Source organism: Pseudomonas sp. CDFA 610, from assembly GCF_021147865.1.
Taxonomy (GTDB): domain Bacteria; phylum Pseudomonadota; class Gammaproteobacteria; order Pseudomonadales; family Pseudomonadaceae; genus Aquipseudomonas; species Aquipseudomonas alliivorans.
In genome coordinates this window covers 45,961-61,300 of record NZ_JAGTPM010000007.1, presented here as the reverse complement: position 1 = coordinate 61,300, position 15,340 = coordinate 45,961, and the positions used below count along the sequence as shown (strand labels likewise).

13 protein-coding genes and 4 pseudogenes are annotated in these 15,340 nt (G+C 54.5%); 10 read left to right on the top strand and 7 right to left on the bottom strand.

The features are described 5' to 3' along the window. Positions 1-79 precede the first annotated feature (79 nt). Entirely contained in the window at positions 80-664 is a 585-nt protein-coding gene (locus tag KDX39_RS14170) for a TetR/AcrR family transcriptional regulator (RefSeq protein WP_231660788.1), read from the top strand. A 16-nt stretch (positions 665-680) separates the two neighbouring features. On the opposite strand, the gene KDX39_RS14165 is transcribed toward KDX39_RS14170, so the two are convergent. Together KDX39_RS14165 and KDX39_RS14160 are read right to left on the bottom strand one after the other, a co-directional pair. Continuing rightward, positions 681-983, bottom strand: a complete 303-nt coding sequence (locus KDX39_RS14165) for an ArsR/SmtB family transcription factor (RefSeq protein WP_231660787.1) — start codon at positions 981-983, stop codon at positions 681-683. Between the two features lie 46 nt (positions 984-1,029). After that, positions 1,030-1,923, bottom strand: coding sequence for an NmrA family NAD(P)-binding protein (locus KDX39_RS14160; protein ID WP_231660786.1), 894 nt, complete (start codon positions 1,921-1,923; stop codon positions 1,030-1,032). Between the two features lie 76 nt (positions 1,924-1,999). Between KDX39_RS14160 and KDX39_RS14155 the strand changes: the two genes are divergently transcribed. After that, positions 2,000-2,587 carry a TetR/AcrR family transcriptional regulator gene (locus KDX39_RS14155; protein WP_231660785.1) on the top strand — a complete coding sequence of 196 codons (588 nt, stop codon included), beginning with the start codon at positions 2,000-2,002 and terminating at the stop codon, positions 2,585-2,587. A gap of 51 nt (positions 2,588-2,638) precedes the next feature. Here KDX39_RS14155 and KDX39_RS14150 read toward each other — a convergent pair whose 3' ends face one another. Continuing rightward, a complete protein-coding gene (locus tag KDX39_RS14150; protein ID WP_099227749.1) occupies positions 2,639-3,013 on the bottom strand; it encodes a winged helix-turn-helix transcriptional regulator in 375 nt (124 codons plus the stop codon). Between the two features lie 102 nt (positions 3,014-3,115). Here KDX39_RS14150 and KDX39_RS14145 point away from each other — a divergent pair, with 102 nt between their 5' ends. The 3 genes and pseudogenes from KDX39_RS14145 to KDX39_RS14135 all read left to right on the top strand — a co-directional run. Beyond that, on the top strand, positions 3,116-4,234 hold the full coding sequence (locus tag KDX39_RS14145; RefSeq protein ID WP_231660784.1) for an NADH:flavin oxidoreductase: 1,119 nt from the start codon (positions 3,116-3,118) through the stop codon (positions 4,232-4,234). 345 nt (positions 4,235-4,579) lie between these two features. Further along, the gene (locus KDX39_RS14140) at positions 4,580-5,359 is read left to right on the top strand and encodes a YkgJ family cysteine cluster protein (protein WP_231660783.1); all 780 of its coding nucleotides are present in this window, start codon (positions 4,580-4,582) and stop codon (positions 5,357-5,359) included. 52 nt (positions 5,360-5,411) lie between these two features. Beyond that, a pseudogene (locus tag KDX39_RS14135) lies at positions 5,412-5,705 on the top strand (MFS transporter); the annotation flags it as partial. Between the two features lie 107 nt (positions 5,706-5,812). Here KDX39_RS14135 and KDX39_RS14130 read toward each other — a convergent pair. Further along, a complete protein-coding gene (locus KDX39_RS14130) occupies positions 5,813-6,220 on the bottom strand; it encodes a hypothetical protein (protein WP_231660782.1) in 408 nt (135 codons plus the stop codon). A gap of 152 nt (positions 6,221-6,372) precedes the next feature. Here KDX39_RS14130 and KDX39_RS14125 point away from each other — a divergent pair, with 152 nt between their 5' ends. Further along, positions 6,373-7,227, top strand: a complete 855-nt coding sequence (locus KDX39_RS14125) for an AraC family transcriptional regulator (RefSeq protein WP_231660781.1) — start codon at positions 6,373-6,375, stop codon at positions 7,225-7,227. Between the two features lie 139 nt (positions 7,228-7,366). Here KDX39_RS14125 and KDX39_RS26615 read toward each other — a convergent pair. Both KDX39_RS26615 and KDX39_RS26610 read right to left on the bottom strand, forming a co-directional pair. Then, a pseudogene (locus tag KDX39_RS26615) lies at positions 7,367-7,603 on the bottom strand (methyl-accepting chemotaxis protein); the annotation flags it as partial. A gap of 36 nt (positions 7,604-7,639) precedes the next feature. After that, positions 7,640-8,371, bottom strand: a pseudogene (locus tag KDX39_RS26610) (PAS domain-containing protein); the annotation flags it as partial. A 649-nt stretch (positions 8,372-9,020) separates the two neighbouring features. Between KDX39_RS26610 and KDX39_RS14110 the strand changes: the two are divergent. The 3 genes and pseudogenes from KDX39_RS14110 to KDX39_RS14100 all read left to right on the top strand — a co-directional run. Further along, a complete protein-coding gene (locus tag KDX39_RS14110; protein WP_231660780.1) occupies positions 9,021-11,267 on the top strand; it encodes a TonB-dependent siderophore receptor in 2,247 nt (748 codons plus the stop codon). Between the two features lie 459 nt (positions 11,268-11,726). Then, complete coding sequence (locus tag KDX39_RS14105; RefSeq protein ID WP_231660779.1) at positions 11,727-13,646, top strand: Tat pathway signal sequence domain protein; 1,920 nt, start codon at positions 11,727-11,729, stop codon at positions 13,644-13,646. A 35-nt stretch (positions 13,647-13,681) separates the two neighbouring features. Next, a pseudogene (locus tag KDX39_RS14100) lies at positions 13,682-13,804 on the top strand (12-oxophytodienoate reductase); the annotation flags it as partial. Positions 13,805-13,962: 158 nt separating this feature from the next. On the opposite strand, the gene KDX39_RS14095 reads toward KDX39_RS14100, so the two are convergent. Continuing rightward, entirely contained in the window at positions 13,963-14,256 is a 294-nt protein-coding gene (locus KDX39_RS14095) for a hypothetical protein (RefSeq protein ID WP_231660778.1), read from the bottom strand. 110 nt (positions 14,257-14,366) lie between these two features. Between KDX39_RS14095 and KDX39_RS14090 the strand changes: the two genes are divergently transcribed. Continuing rightward, positions 14,367-15,311 carry a fatty acid desaturase gene (locus KDX39_RS14090; RefSeq protein ID WP_231660777.1) on the top strand — a complete coding sequence of 315 codons (945 nt, stop codon included), beginning with the start codon at positions 14,367-14,369 and terminating at the stop codon, positions 15,309-15,311. The last annotated feature ends 29 nt before the right edge of the window (positions 15,312-15,340 follow it).

The window sequence follows — 15,340 nt, the reverse complement described above, 5'->3', positions numbered from 1 at the left end:
CCCGAGGTTTTTCACGGCCGGATGTGGCAAACTCTCGGTCCTTCGAATACGACTGGTCTATTGCCTGGTAATCCGCCCCATGAAACCGACCTACGACGACACTCGCCAACACCTGCTCGACACCGGCCATCGCATGATGGCCGAGCGTGGATTCACCAGCGTTGGCCTGAACGAACTCTTGCAGGCGGCAGGCGTGCCGAAGGGTTCGTTCTACCACTACTTCAAATCCAAGGAACTCTATGGCCAGGCCTTGCTGGAGGACTACTTCGTCGGTTATCTCGCTGATATGGAGCGACGCTTCACGCTGCCTGATCTGAACGATTACGAGCGTTTGATGAATTACTGGCAGGGCTGGCAGGATCGCTGCGTGCCGGACGGACACGGCGATGAGTGTCTGGTGGTCAAGCTCAGCGCCGAAGTTTCCGACCTGTCCGAGACCATGCGCCTGACCCTGCGTGACGGTACTGAGCGAGTGGTGTCTCGTATCACCACCTGCATCGAGCAGGGCCAGGCTGATAAATGCCTGCCTGCCGGAGATGCCCGTGAACTGGCGGAAACCCTCTATCAGCTTTGGCTGGGGGCCAGTCTGTTGAACAAACTCCAGCGTACGGGGCAGTCGCTGGGCAGGGCGATGGAGACCACGAAGCGGTTGTTGAAGGTTTGATCCAACGACAGTCTGGTCAGGTGGAGTGACTGAGAATGGAGTCAAGCAACCCTGGAAAACGCCTTTCGAGCTCATCCTTGCGAAGAGAGTTCATGTGGGTTGTACCGACCGTGCGTGTGCGCATCAACCCTGCATCACGCAGAACCCTGAAGTGATGAGAGGCGCTTGATTTGGGGCGTCCTCCATCCAGCTCACCACAGGTCGCTTCGGCCATGCCGTACAGACGGCGAACCATCTCCATGCGCACAGGGTCGCTTAACGCATACAGAACGCGCTCTAGAACGAACTCACTGGCTTCCGGATGTTTGAGTGCTCTCATGTTCGGGAACCTTTGGCGCAGAACGGTTGTAGTGGATGCGAGGCTTTCAGCGCTCCTGTCCTCTGAAAGTATCGAGGTTTTCACGAAGCCAGTCCGGTAACGAGCGGGGCGCTGTACCGGTGAGGTCTTCTACCGTGAAGGTTCGTTCTGTCAGTACGCAATCATGGAAAATCCGATCAAGCCCCACGAGAAGTTCAGCCTCGAACGGAGAGCGCCCGTCGGCAATCAGCGCAGCATACTGGGCGTCGGGGGTCCTGTGGGTATAGCTGACCGCGTGGCCTAGCAAAACGGATAATTGCTCGGCAATTTGGGGCATGGTCCAGTTTCCGGGTCCTGTCAGGTGATAGGCACGCCGGGAGCCTTTTTCCACCTCTTCCAGTAGCGCTATGCGCGAACAATCGGCCACATCTCGAGTGTCTATCAGGTTGACACGGCCATCGCCTGCCGCACCAGCCCAGGTGCCCGCAGCAATGGCATTGCCGGCGCTTTTGAGTACGTCCATGAATGTGGTAGGTCTCAACACGGTGGACGCCAGGGGTTGCCGAGCCAAATGAGCTTCTATCGCTGAATGCCAGGCGAATGGATTCATAGGGGTCGATGGCCCCATCACCGAAATCTTTACGATGTGCTGCACACCTGCTTCTACCGCAGCGTCAATGAGGGCAATTTCATTGGCGACCTGTTGCGCAGACGTACCGTGAGTGATGAACAGTTTATCGACGCCTGCAAGTGCCTTTTCGAGCGTTGACGGTTGATCAAAATCCACTGTCGCAGACGCCACACCCGCGATGGAGAACGGGGATGACTGTTTGCGTGAAAGGGCGACCAGGGTGACCGGGTCAGGTGCCAGTTGATTGATCAACCGCATTCCTACGCGGCCCGTAGCGCCTGCAATGGCAATGCGCGGTGGTTTCATTTGCCTGTTTGACGGGTTAATCATGATGAGTTTTCCGTATCATGGAACGATCAGTCCATCTATCCTGTACTGATCGTTCCAGCGTGTCAACGGAGGAATCATGAGCGGTAAACCGCAATATGATGAAAGCGCAGTATTGAAAGCCGCTATAGGCGTTTTCTGGCGTCACGGGTATGCAAATGCATCTGTTAGCGATCTGACAGAGGCGACTGGATTGTCTCGATCAAGCCTGTATCAGCGCTTTCAAGACAAGGACGGGCTCTTCAACGAGTCCCTCCAGTTGTATACCGAGCGCGTATTGTCCCGAATGAAATCCACTCGCGTACAAAACTCCAAAGCGAGCGTGGAAGCGCTGCTACGCGAGTTTCTGCCCAGAGAATCCGATGCAACGCGCCCGCCTGGTTGTTTGATTTCTCGCAGCAACGCTGAGCAGGAAGACCTTAGTGCCACAGGAAAGAGAGCGGCAAACGCCGCTGCCTGCAAGCAGCGTCAGCTTTTTTTGGAAATTCTGACTGAGGGGCAGTCGGCTGGTGAGATTGGGCAGGACGTAGATGTAGATCTGCTGTCCTGGTATTACTTCGGGACATTGCAGTCGATTGTGAATCTGCCTTCGGTCGGTGCAACCAGCCAGACGCTTGCCCGTCTCGTTGATGTAGCAATGCTCGCATGGCCGCAAGGCAAGGCGTAAGTGACGCAGTGTCGAGGCCGCATCGCATGGCTTCGTGCGGCTTTCACACCTTCAGTTTGCCGCTGTGGCTTCGTCGAACTTCAACCGGGCCGACTCGACTTCAGGCAGTTTGTCGAGCGTCCATTTGTGCAATTCGCGAAACGGCTGCTGGAGTGTTCGACCCAGCGGGGTAATTTCATATTGCACCGCCACGGGAGAGAATGTGATCACCTTGCGCAAGACCAGGCCATTACGCTCCAGTCTCCGCAAACACTGTGTAAGCGCCTTTTGAGTAACACCCTCCAGACGACGTTTGATCGCATTGAAACGATGTGGCTCGTCATCAAGTACGGCCAGAACCATCATTGACCACTTGTCTGCGATCTGGTCGAAAAGTGCCCGGCTTGGGCACTCCGACGAGAAGCATTGGGGCTTGATTTCCAGCATCGAGGTTTCCTCTTGTATACCTGGGCGACTCCAGGTGCCTAATTGACATTTGGTTTACAAAATATACTTATATGGCTTCCAAAAGCAAACGGAGTCCATCCCATGTCGAACCCTGATACCAGCATTTTATTTCGTCCTTTTTCGATTCGGTCGCTTGAACTGAAAAACAGAATTGTCATGGCGCCGATGACCAGGCAATTTTCGCCGCATGGCATTCCCGCCGAGGGAAGCGCGACGTACTACCGGCGGCGTGCCGAGGGGCAGGTGGGCTTGATCTTGTCGGAAGGCACGGTCGTTGATCGTCCTGCCTCACGTAACGGCGCCGGTATTCCTTTTTTCCATGGTCAGGCAGCGCTCGCCGGTTGGAAGCATGTGATCGATTCTGTCCACCAAGCGGGTGGCCGCATGGGGCCGCAGCTGTGGCACACCGGTGCAGTACGCGATGCCAGCGGCTGGGAACCTGACGCACCGGTTGAAAGCCCATCCGGCCTTGATTCACCCAATGATCCCCGCGGCAAGGCGATGAGCGAAGAGGATATTGCAGATACAGTTGCAGCGTTCGCCAAGGCAGCGGCCGATGCCAAACGTCTGGGTTTCGACACCGTCGAGATCCATGGGGCTCATGGTTATTTGATTGATCAGTTTTTCTGGGCGGGTACCAATCAACGCACCGATCGTTATGGCGGACCGACAATCAAAGAACGCTCGCGTTTCGCGGCTGAGATTGTGTCTGCCGTTCGTCATGCAGTCGGTCCCGAATTTCCTGTCATCATGCGCGTCAGCCAGTGGAAGCAGCAGGATTTTGGGGTGCGAATCGCCGAGACTCCCGCGATGATGGAAGATTGGCTGTTGCCGTTGGTGGAGGCGGGGGTTGATGTCTTGCATTGCTCGCAGCGACGCTTCTGGGACCCTGAGTTTCCCGAGATTGACGGTGAGAACGGGCTTAACTGCGCGGGCTGGGCGAAGAAAGTGACGGGAGCCACGACCATCAGTGTCGGCTCGGTCGGGCTGGACAACGATGTCACTCACGCCTTTGCAGGCGAGGGATCAACGTCTGCGAGTCTGGATCGTCTCATCGAGCGCATGGAGCGCGAAGAGTTTGATCTGATTGCAGTGGGGCGTGTTCTGCTGACTGACAAGGATTGGGTCGCTAAAGTGGAACGAGGTGATTTTACCGGCCTCAAGGGTTTCAATCCGGCGTCTTTGGCCGAGTTGGCTTGAGCCACTGCCGAGCATTGAGGGAGTGAGGTCGCGAACGTAACATTCAGATTTCACAAGATGAATACGGGTTCGTGGTTCAGCACAGCCCGACTGTTTCGGTGACCTTGCAGGTCCAGGCCCGCATCGATGTGGGCCTGGACCTGCAACACGAACTATGGATACCCGATGGCTGAAAACAGGGCGGCGTCGCGTTGACGAATGCAGGCCGTCGGCTGACGAGGGCCTGCTTACAATAATTGGTAACCATTTGATGGCTGATTGCCGCGCTATATTTGATGTATACCCTTTTTCTTTTTTGCCGGCGCCGCTACACGAAGTGTGAAGGGTGAGCGTTAAGGACTGACCATGAACCCCCAAAGCCAATCCGATATGCCCGCAAAAAACGGCCCGATCACGTTTGCATGCAATGGATGCGGAGTCTGCTGCAAAGGACGTCTCATACCCCTCACGCTCCAAGAGGCCGAAGAGTGGCTGGATCGCGGCAACGATGTTGCCGTCATACTTGAAGCGTTCGATCGCTCGACCTACCTCGAGCCGGCGCACTACGCCCACAGCGTCCAGCGGGCTACGGAAGTGATCAGTGGCGAGGCACGCATCCAGGTGGTCGCCATCTTTGCAGGCAACGCGCTGACACAGTGCCCGAGTCTGGGTGAGGATAACCGCTGCGCAATCTATGAAGACCGGCCGTTGGTCTGTCGAATCTACCCCATGGAGATCAACCCGTTTCTCACGCTTCGTCCCGAGGAAAAGGTTTGTCCGCCGGAGGTCTGGGAGTCAGGCGAAGTATTGTTTTCCGATCGGGTCATTGACCCTGTCCTGGAGGATCAGATTCAACGCTCCCGCCAGGCTGACCGTGATGACGCCGAGGCCAAGGTTGCCGTGTGTGAGCAGATGGGAATGAATGTCGCCGCCTGGAAAGGCAATGCACTGGCTGTTTACCTGGCTGACCGCGTGTTACTGCGCCAGGCCATAAGGCATGTCAGGGCTGACGATCCTGTGTCGACAAACGTGTCCTGGAAAGTTCGTGCCGATGATGCTGATCTTCACACTCGTCTGGACCTGGCGGGCGTTGAACTGGATGCTGGATCGCAGGCTGAATATATCTTTCACTCGGTCACTGTCTGATCTGGAGGAGGTTTCTCCGGCAGTGCAAGCCCGGTAAAAACAATTTGACAGAGGCCTGGTCGCCAACGCAGATCGGGCCGATCTACTACGCAGTGGCCTCTGACTCTGCACAGCCTTCTGCCACATCGACCGCCAACGGCATCATCACCACCGCGATGTTCATTGGCGGCGGCATCGCACCCATATTGATGGGGACGCTGATCACCATGGGCGGTGGCTGGACCAGCCTTCACGGCTATACAGTGTGTTTCTTTGTCATGGCAGGTGTGCGCTCGGCGGGGCGTTCCTGCAGCTGTTTTCTCATCGGCCGCAGGTGTTGGTTGCCCAGGCTGCCGGGAATTTATAAGGCTCATCCAGATGCGGCCTTGAGCGGTGCGATTTGGTTCGTCACATCGCGGCGTGCGCCACGGGCAATGTCGCGTTCCTGTTTGAGGCCAATGTCGGGGTAAGCGCCTATGTAGAAGCCGCTTTCATGACCTTGGGTTTTAATAATGTCTCCGCCAGCAACAAGGCCTCGTTTTCAGTCGCTGTCATGAGCATGGGATAGCCCCAGAATTTCTCGTAAACAACTGAGAATGCTTTGCCTGCCAAGCGTTTGGTAAGACTTGATTCGACATAAATCGAGGCTTTGACATACTGCTTGAGCTCGCTTTTATGGCGCTTCATCCACAGAGCCATTTGTTTCATTTCGTCTGGTGAGTGTTCGGTCTGCTCGTTATCCAGCCCTTCGTTACTGAGGAGGACGAAGGGTTCATGGCGAGCAAGCAACGCTTCGAACTGGGCAAGTGAGTCTTCCTGGCTATAGCCCCGCGTAGCTTTTTGCAACCATACGAGTGGGAATTGGTTGGCCTCTATACGCATTTCAATACTCCTCCGACAAGATCGCCAAATCTGTGTGATGGCCTGCAGTTTCAGGATACCCTGTAGGCAGGTCGGCGTGATTGCACAGCTTGGCCATAGTATTGTTCGAATCAGCCAGATTCATCTTGGTTTAGCGAGGGTGCACACTAGGTATGGCGAACATCGTTAATAGAGATACGGTTCCGAAGTGGGATGTTGATGGCATCTCGCGGACAGTCGTTGCGCTCAGTGCCTCTATGGTGAGCAAGGACTGGGAGCAAGCAAGCCATCAACATCGCAAGGCGCAACTGCTTTATTCCGTGCGCGGCGTGCTCAATTGTGAAATCGAAGAAGGCGTATGGATCGTTCCGCCGCAATGTGCCGTATGGATACCCGGCGGTTTGTCACATGCGACACGTGGCTCGGGAGAAACGGAATGTTACTGCTTATTTGTGGAACCCGACGCAGCCCCAGACCTTCCGCAAGGTTGCTGCACGATTGGGGTCTCGCCACTGTTGCGTGAATTGCTGCTCAAGGCGGCAGGATTCTCGGAAGATGCCGTCACCAGCGCACGCGAAGACCGCCTGATCGCAACGTTGTTGGACGAATTGTCGGCAGCCCCCGTGCAGGACCTGCATTTGCCGATGCCTCGCGACAGGCGTCTGCGCCGTCTCGCTGAAATGCTCCTGGCCGACCCTGCGGTCAAGATTTCAGTGCACGACTGGGCATCTCGCATAGGCATGAGTGAGCGCAGCATGAGTCGGCTTTTGCTGCAGGAGATAGGGATGAGCTTTGGGCGTTGGCGTCGCCAGTTGCATGTGATTCTGTCACTGCAACGCATGATCAAAGGGGAGAGCGTACAAACGGTTGCATCAGAACTCGGTTATGAAGGCTCCAGTGGCTTCATCACCATGTTCCGCAAAACCGTAGGTAAGGCCCCTGTGCAATATCTCACCACCCGCGCAAGTGCCCTTACTGCGGGTGATTCTTTGCATGTGCCTTCAATCCTGCTTCCTGATAACGTTTAACCGCGACGAGTAAGCGATCTCGCCGAGGAGTGAGCATCACGTCTTGCATGATTCAACCGGTTGCTGCCGTGGCAGCGGCAACTGGTCGATTCCACGTGTCCGTTACATGACCTGAGTGAAAGGCTGCCGCTCAGCGAGCAATCATCCCTGCGGCTTGTTCGGTGGCTTCGGTAGTACGCGTCGCAAGTTTACGAACCTCGTCGGCCACGACAGCGAAACCGCGCCCAGCCTCACCTGCACGTGCAGCTTCAATCGCCGCGTTCAGCGCCAGCAGGTTTGTCTGGCTCGCAATGCCTTGTATCGTACCTACAATTTGCGACAACTGAGCGAGGCTGGCCTCCAGGGTCCGTTGATGCGTAACTTCCGACTGTCGCAACGCATTCTGCTCGTGCTGCAGGTGGACATCCACAAGAGCGCCGACTACGCGAAGCGGAGATCCTTTCGCATCGCGCCGGGTCTGACCTCGTGCTCTGAACCAACGGTATTCGCCACTCTTCATCTTCAACCGATACTCGATGTCGAATGGAGTTTTTCCTGACCTATCATTCAAGTGGGCGCCGAAAGCGTTAAGGCTTCGCTCTTTATCATCCGGGTGCAACCTGGATGCCCAGCTATCCAGAACATCGGGAAACTCTTCAACCGTTTCAAAACCAAGCAGTCTTCGGAACTGAGGCGACCACCAGAACGGGTTCTTGGCGTTCACAGGATCCCCGGCAATGACCTCCATGTCCCACAAGCCATCGGAGAGCATTTCCCTGGCCAGTTCGAAGCGGGTGATGATGACGTCATGTTCCTGCTCGCGTTCCAACTGATCATGAATATCTCGTAGCGAGCCAGCGACCCGGATCGGCGTTCCTCGTTCATCACGAAGTGTCTCACCTTGTGCATGGAACCAACGGTAGGAACCATCCTTCATCGCGAGCCGGTTTTTCACTTTATAAGGCGTGTTGCCCGACTTGTCGTTGAGATGTCGAGCAAAGGCGTCAAGCGTCTCCTGCTTGTCCTGCGGATGCAGGCGATCAGCCCAACTCGCCAAGACATTCGGGAAATCAAGTTCGTCATTAAACCCGAGAAGATTGCGAAATTGCTGCGACCACCAAAAGCGGTTCTTGGGATTGATCGGGTCGCCAGCTACAACCTCCATATCCCAAAGGCCCTCGCTGGAGGCTCGATTCACCAGGTCGAATCTGACGGCGTAGGTTGACGCGCTAGCTGCCGATTCGTGAAGTCGTTCACGCGCAGCTTCAAGCTCTTTTTCAAGCTGGCTTATCCGCGATTGAGACTCACGCCGGGATGATTCGAGAGTTCCCCAGGCATCAAGGATTACCGGGGCCTCCCCGCAACCTTTGACGTCAGGTGCTTCGCCGCTTTTGATGGCAGCTATCAACTGTCGGAGTGCATAACGATCACGGCGTAAAAACGGGATGGACATGGTGCGAGACTCGATAGATTTAATAGGCCTCATCCATGCGCCTTGATGCTTGTTTTTTTCGGCCTCTGTTCAGAAAACTGTAGACCTGATCGCAACTTAAATTGAGGGGGGGCATGCTCAATTGCAATCGGGAAACTCCCCGCCGCACACATTGGCTGAACTGAAAAATAATCTGGCCATCCCTCGATATCTGACAACAGCAGCGTGTTGCTAAATTGCGCCACAACGAATGCTAATCAGTTTCACTTGAGATTAATTCGTCACTTCTGTCCTTCGGTCTGGTTCCGGTTGAGTCGTGGGTCTTCAAATCCGCTTCTCTATGGTCGGCCGTTGTCTGTTTATTCTTGATAAGGAATGACTCATGTCGAGTTCGTTGACTGACTGCGGAAGAGGGCGCCATGGCGTGCCTCAACGTCTGGTGAAGAAACCGGTTGCTGCAGCGCTGCTTGTGCTTTTGGGACATTCAAATTGTGTGATGGCAAAGGACACGGTCAACGCCGACGAAAACTCTCCGTCTCAGGGCGTGATGTTCCTCCCGTCCCTGACGATAAGCGGGACAGGAGCACCCGGCGAAACCGAGACAGAAGGCACAGGGCTTTACACCCTCGGTCAGACAACAGCCGCCACTCGCTTGCCGCTCACGCTTCGGGAAACGCCGCAATCCGTTTCAGTGGTGACACGTCAACGCATGGACGATCAAAAGCTCGATTCAGTTCAGGGTGTGCTGGAGAACACGACTGGCATCTCCTCGTACCAATCAGACAGCCAGCGCACGAGTTTTTATTCCCGTGGCTTTCTGATCGACAACATCCAGTATGACGGCATACCGGCTGTCATCGGCGATGTCATAAACGGCAGCGGTATCAGTGATCTGGAAACAGCGTTTTATGACCGTGTCGAAATTGTGCGTGGGGCGAGCGGACTTCTCACCGGCACGGGCAATCCGTCGGCTGCGGTCAACCTGGTCCGCAAAAGACCCACGTCGGAGTTTTCGGCCTCCACCTCCATCAGTGCGGGGTCATGGGACAGTTTTAGAGAAGTGGGGGACATTTCTGTACCCCTGACAACCGACGGTCGCGTTCGGGCACGTATGGTAGGGGTCAATAATGATGGCCACTCTTACCTCGACGGTTATCAAACACAAAAGCAAGCGCTCTACGGGATCATTGAGGCAGATCTCACTGAAGACACTACGTTGGGTGTAGGTTACGACTACCAGAATAGTTCCCCGAAGCGACCGACCTGGGGCGGCACGCCTCTATGGTTCAGCAATGGCTCAGAGGCAGAATGGTCGCGTTCCAAATCTGTGGCAGCGGACTGGAGCCGCTGGGACAGTACCCGGCAGAGTGCTTTTGTCGAACTGGAGCACCGGTTCGATAACGGTTGGAAAGTCCACGGTGTCGTGAATCAGTACCGTACCAAGTATGACACTCAGCTCATGGGGAGTTCTGGTACACCTGACCAGGATACTGGGCTAGGCAGTTTTCCTGATGGCGCTTATCCGATAGTGTTGGCTGGCACAGGTAAAAGCCGTCAAAACACCTTGGATGTGATGGCGAGCGGTCCCTTTGACTTGATGGGACGCCAACATGACCTGATGGTGGGAGGTATGAGTTCTCGATATACCTCGAACAAAGATGACGTCAGCCCCTTTTTTTCAGGGTTCACGCCCATCAATATCTACGATTGGAACAGCCACTTCCCCAAGCCTGACTTCGATGCAATGACGTCAATACCCACCCATACCGAGATCAAGCAGCGCGGTTTCTACAGCGCAGCGAGATTCTCTTTGGCTGACCCATTGAAGTTGATTGTCGGCGGGCGGTTCAATCGGTACGAGATTGACGAGACCGCAGGTGGAGCGCCGTTCAGTTATAAAAAGAGTAATGAATTCACGCCTTATGCAGGTTTGATATACGACATTGACGGTACGTATTCTGCTTATGTCAGTTATACCGGCATCTATAATCCTCAATCATCATTTCGAGACCGCAACGGCAACGTCCTTACGCCTACTGAAGGCAAGACGAAAGAAATTGGCCTCAAGGCTGAATACCTGGAAGGTAGACTGAATGCGTCTGTCGCATTGTTTGACACCGAACTGGACAATGCTGCACAAGCGGACGGCAGTCTTCTTACCCCAGGCGGAGCCCAGGCTTATAAAGGTGTTGATGGCACCAAATCCCGTGGGATCGAGTTTGACATGCAGGGTGAGGTTGCTACCGATTGGAATGTCTACGCTGGCGTGGCTGCTTTCACGGCCAAAGATGGTAATGACACCAGGCTAAATGCTCAGGTGCCACGCACTACCGCTCAGATGTTCACGACGTACAGATTGCCCGGAATATGGGAGAAGCTGACGTTGGGTGGCGGCATCAGATGGCAAAGCCGCTTCTTGAGCAGCAGTACCAGCACACGGGTAGCGGAACAGGATCCCTACGCGTTGACGTCACTGATGGCCCGTTATGAGATGACACGTCACATGGACGTATCTATCAATGTTAATAATGTGTTTGATAAAAAATATGCAACGCAGAAGGGCGACTTCGACACGGTAAGTTATGGCGCGCCGCGGAACGCATTTCTAACAGTGAACTATAAACTGTAGCCTCAGCTGATGACCTCTACGATCTGATCCGATTGCCACAATGAGTCAGTGTTCCAGGTTCGGCCGACAACACAGGTGGCGGGCCGCAATCACCAGACAGGAGAACGGCTGATCAGACGCAGGTGAGCGCCTGGTAAAGCAAATTACGCTTCTCAAGCCGGAAAGTGAGAGACTCAACCGGAGCCGTCTCATCCTCCAGGCGACTCAAAAATTTACCCAGCCGTGTCGGCCTGCCGCCATTGAAGCCTCTCAAGGAATTTCACAGCCATTATGAACAACGCTGAAAACCTGAATCCAGTGGCTCCGCGCCTTGGCACGGATCTCCATCGTGGTCACGGTTTCAAAAGAAAGTCCGCTGTTTGCAGATGCTTAGTAGTTGCAGTGTCTCTGGGTGGGCTGTCGACATTGACTGGCGCCGCGTCTCAATCCCCGTCGTGCGAAACACCAGCGGGCGGGATAATGTTCATTACTCAAGACTGCGTCGACCCGCAGTTCGACCGCCCGATAATAGATAGCCGAGAAGATTTGAAAAGCCCTGTTCTGACGCATCGCGTTTCCGGGCACTTCGAAGGCACCGATGTTAAGTTCAGTTTTTTCTTTCCGCCGAAAGCCCAATGGAAAGGGCGTTTCTTCCACAAGGTTTATCCCTTGGGAGATGGCAGCGTCCCGGATCGTGTCATCAAATTTGGTGCCGACAGCGGTGCTTACACCGTGGACACTGTTTCACCTTCTGGCTATCGAGCCAACGCTGCGGCTGCAAAGTTTTCTAAGGTGGTTGCCGGGGAATACTATGGACTTTCCGCCTCTCAGATCCACGGCTATATCTATGGTGGCAGCGGCGGATCTTATCTGACCATCGCTGCGGCTGAGAACTCGTCGGGGGTATGGGATGGTGCCGTCCCATTCGTCATTGGCGTCCCAACATCAATTCCAACCAATTTTTTCGTACGTGCTTTTGCACGTCTTGTACTCGAAGATAAGGCATCAAACATTGCCGACGCTATGCGACCGGGAGGCAGTGGCGATCCTTTTGCAGCACTTGACGCCACACAGGCCTCCGTTCTGGCGGAGGTCACAGCAATGGGCGTGCCCCTTCGCGGTTGGGATAATTACGCTTACATCCTGGGTCTCAACGACCCGCAAGGTTTACTGGGGTTTGCCAGTTCGGTCAAAGGCATTGATCCCGGTTATGCAGATGACTTCTGGAAAAAACCTGGCTACCTGGGCACTGAGCAATCCATGCTGGGCAATCTTGTCCGAAGGGCGAAAGTTGACCGCGTAGTGTCGGTTCAAAAGATAGATCGTGACTCGGAGGGTAAGCCATTAAGTTTGCACGTGGCCGGGTTGTCGCACCTCAAAAACAGCGCTTGGTTGGACTTTACCCTCGACGGAGCAGAAGGGGGCAATCGAAAACTGCTTGGGTCGTTAGATGCCGAGCACGAAGTCATTAAGCTGTCCGAGCAAAATCAGGCCGACACGCTCAATACTCTGAGAACTGGAACCAGGATTCGTGTCGATAATCGCTGGGCAATTGCGTTGACCTCCTACCATCGGCATCAGGTACCGGTTTCTGATGGATTTGCTGTGTGGGATCAGTTTCGCAATGCAGACGGTTCACCGCGCTACCCGCAACGCCCTCAGGAAGCAGGCTCAATAATCAGCAAAGGTGTCAGCGGAGGCGGTAGCTTCACCGGCAAAATAAACAGCAAGATGATAATCATCGCCAATGCACTTGATGTCGATGCCTACCCTTGGGATGCCGACTGGTATGGCCAGCGATTGAAGGCAGAAGAGGGGGATCAGTACGACGCGAAGGTGCGGATCTGGTTAAACGATAATGCGGACCATCTGGATGGCAGCGTTGTGGCTTCGGGCGCGGCCGACAATCAATTTGTGAGACTCATCGATTACAACGGCATCCTCGAACAAGCGGTCAGGGACGTGAGTGCCTGGGTGGAAGATGATAGAGCGCCGCCTCGCTCCACTCAGTATGCGCTCAATAACGGCCAAGTCTCGTTACCCGCAGACGCATCAGCCAGGCAGGGTATCCAGCCAGGTGTGAAACTGACGTCAAGGAGCGGCGAGAGAATCATTGCCAAAGTCGGGGAGCCCGTTACGTTGCTGGGTGACATTACCGTCCCGGCATCTGCCGGCAAAATTGTGAAAACAGAATGGAGTCAGACGGGGAACAATGATTTTCTGGATGCTCCACTTCCTCATCAGCCGTCAGAAACGCTCGCGGTACATAAGACACTTATTTACTCGGAACCTGGCACCTACTATCCCGTGCTCCGCGCCACCGTCCAGCGTGAAGGTGACGCCACGACGGAGTTTACGCGGGTCGCGAATCTGGCAAGAGTGCGAGTAGTAGTGGAATAGAAAATACGGCCGTATGCCGAGTTTGGCGATTCAGCATGCGCGTCAGCCAGTGGAAGCAGCAGGACTTTGGAGTTCGCCTCGCCGAGCCCCCGGCGTGGATGGAAGAGTGGTTGCTACCGTTGGTTGAGGCGAGTGTTAACGTTCTGAATTGCTCGCAGCTTGCTCTGTTTCGACGACTGCTCTGTTACGCGCCAATGGAGAAGGGGGAAAGACGCGCTGCTCAAGTAGCCTGAGGGATCAGTGGAACCCGCTAGAGCTTATTTCTTTATGGAATAAGCATAATAAAATATATTTCTTGATGATATTAATTATCGTGCTACCTTGCTTTTACCGGACCGCCGGATATGTTCAATCCTATTCTTATGGTACGACTATGTCCGGCGCCCGAATCTTCCAAATTAGCCTTGAGGCTCTGTCGCATGACGGCGCCCATGCAGCGGTTTATCACGCCGGCAATCTCCACATCAGTTCCTTTTCCTCCATTGCCGCTGCATTCGTTACCGGCAAACCCCTCCCTTGTCAGGCCAACAGCGAAGCCTGCAGTGCAATCAGCGAAGGCTTGGCGTTTCTTCTCTACGCCATGTGAATCATCGTTGTTGGGCACTTCCATACCGTCAGTCCAGCCAGTCATCTTCCGGCAATACCCAGCTATGGGGTTGCAGCCTGAAGCGTGAGCGATTGGGCGCCTGTTCCAAGCAAGATCTATCACGATTGACAACAATGCCAAACTATCTGGATGAAGCTCATCGAGCTGAAATTGCTAAGCTGAGCACTACCGTAACGAGTAAGACTGAATGGCCCACCTGGCTGTTGTTAGTCGGGTTTTATCTGGCTTGGGCGTTTATTATTTTTTGTGGGAGCGCACTTAGCGAAGTACTCAGCCTTGTCCTGTTGGTTCCACTGGTTGTGCTGTGGATGTCGATTCAGCATGAGCTTATCCACGGTCATCCAACGCGTTGGCCTGGTATAAATAAAGCGTTGGGATTTCTGCCATTTGCCGTGTGGTACCCCTATGACATTTACAGGGATACGCATTTGGCGCATCACCACGACGAGGTGTTGACCCTGCCGGGCCAAGATCCGGAAAGTCGTTATGTTACCGGTGCTTTTTGGTTGCGCTCGCCTCGCTATATCAGAACGTTATTATGGGTAAACAAGACCGTGGGTGGTCGTTTGCTTATAGGCGCTCCGTTGGCGGTGATAACCCTCGTGGGCAGCGAGATCGGAGGGCTATTTCTGACCGGGCGAATCGCTTGGCGGATGTGGTTTGCTCATCTACTAAGTGTTGGCGTAGTGCTGGCATTGGTTGAGCAATACAGCGCCATCAGTGCCATGCAGTACCTATTCTTGGTTTCGCTGCCGGCCTTGTCGATTGCCATGATCAGGTCGTTTTACGAGCATCGGCCGTCAGCGCTGCCAGAACACCGTACGGTGATCAATGAGTCCTCAGGGCTTTTAAGTTGGCTGTTTCTCAATCTCAATCTTCACCTGGTTCATCACGATCTTCCCGGTTTGCCTTGGTTTTACTTACCCGGGGTATATAGAGCCAGGCGTGAACAATGGATCGCGCGAAACAATGGCTATGTCATTCATGGCTATTTCCAGTTATTGCAGAAACATCTGGTCAGTCCCGTGGATTGTCCTCGCCATCCTGCTGAGCACTAACAATAGGCAAGCTAATGTGGGCGTCGGAA

What these genes read in the sequence shown, in the direction of transcription:
- KDX39_RS14170 (WP_231660788.1), top strand. Translation starts at nt 80, where the DNA reads ATGAAACCGACCTACGACGACACTCGCCAACACCTGCTCGACACCGGC.
- KDX39_RS14165 (WP_231660787.1), bottom strand. Translation starts at nt 983, where the DNA reads ATGAGAGCACTCAAACATCCGGAAGCCAGTGAGTTCGTTCTAGAGCGC.
- KDX39_RS14160 (WP_231660786.1), bottom strand. Translation starts at nt 1,923, where the DNA reads ATGATTAACCCGTCAAACAGGCAAATGAAACCACCGCGCATTGCCATT.
- KDX39_RS14155 (WP_231660785.1), top strand. Translation starts at nt 2,000, where the DNA reads ATGAGCGGTAAACCGCAATATGATGAAAGCGCAGTATTGAAAGCCGCT.
- KDX39_RS14150 (WP_099227749.1), bottom strand. Translation starts at nt 3,013, where the DNA reads ATGCTGGAAATCAAGCCCCAATGCTTCTCGTCGGAGTGCCCAAGCCGG.
- KDX39_RS14145 (WP_231660784.1), top strand. Translation starts at nt 3,116, where the DNA reads ATGTCGAACCCTGATACCAGCATTTTATTTCGTCCTTTTTCGATTCGG.
- KDX39_RS14140 (WP_231660783.1), top strand. Translation starts at nt 4,580, where the DNA reads ATGAACCCCCAAAGCCAATCCGATATGCCCGCAAAAAACGGCCCGATC.
- KDX39_RS14130 (WP_231660782.1), bottom strand. Translation starts at nt 6,220, where the DNA reads ATGCGTATAGAGGCCAACCAATTCCCACTCGTATGGTTGCAAAAAGCT.
- KDX39_RS14125 (WP_231660781.1), top strand. Translation starts at nt 6,373, where the DNA reads ATGGCGAACATCGTTAATAGAGATACGGTTCCGAAGTGGGATGTTGAT.
- KDX39_RS14110 (WP_231660780.1), top strand. Translation starts at nt 9,021, where the DNA reads ATGTCGAGTTCGTTGACTGACTGCGGAAGAGGGCGCCATGGCGTGCCT.
- KDX39_RS14105 (WP_231660779.1), top strand. Translation starts at nt 11,727, where the DNA reads ATGTTCATTACTCAAGACTGCGTCGACCCGCAGTTCGACCGCCCGATA.
- KDX39_RS14095 (WP_231660778.1), bottom strand. Translation starts at nt 14,256, where the DNA reads ATGGAAGTGCCCAACAACGATGATTCACATGGCGTAGAGAAGAAACGC.
- KDX39_RS14090 (WP_231660777.1), top strand. Translation starts at nt 14,367, where the DNA reads ATGCCAAACTATCTGGATGAAGCTCATCGAGCTGAAATTGCTAAGCTG.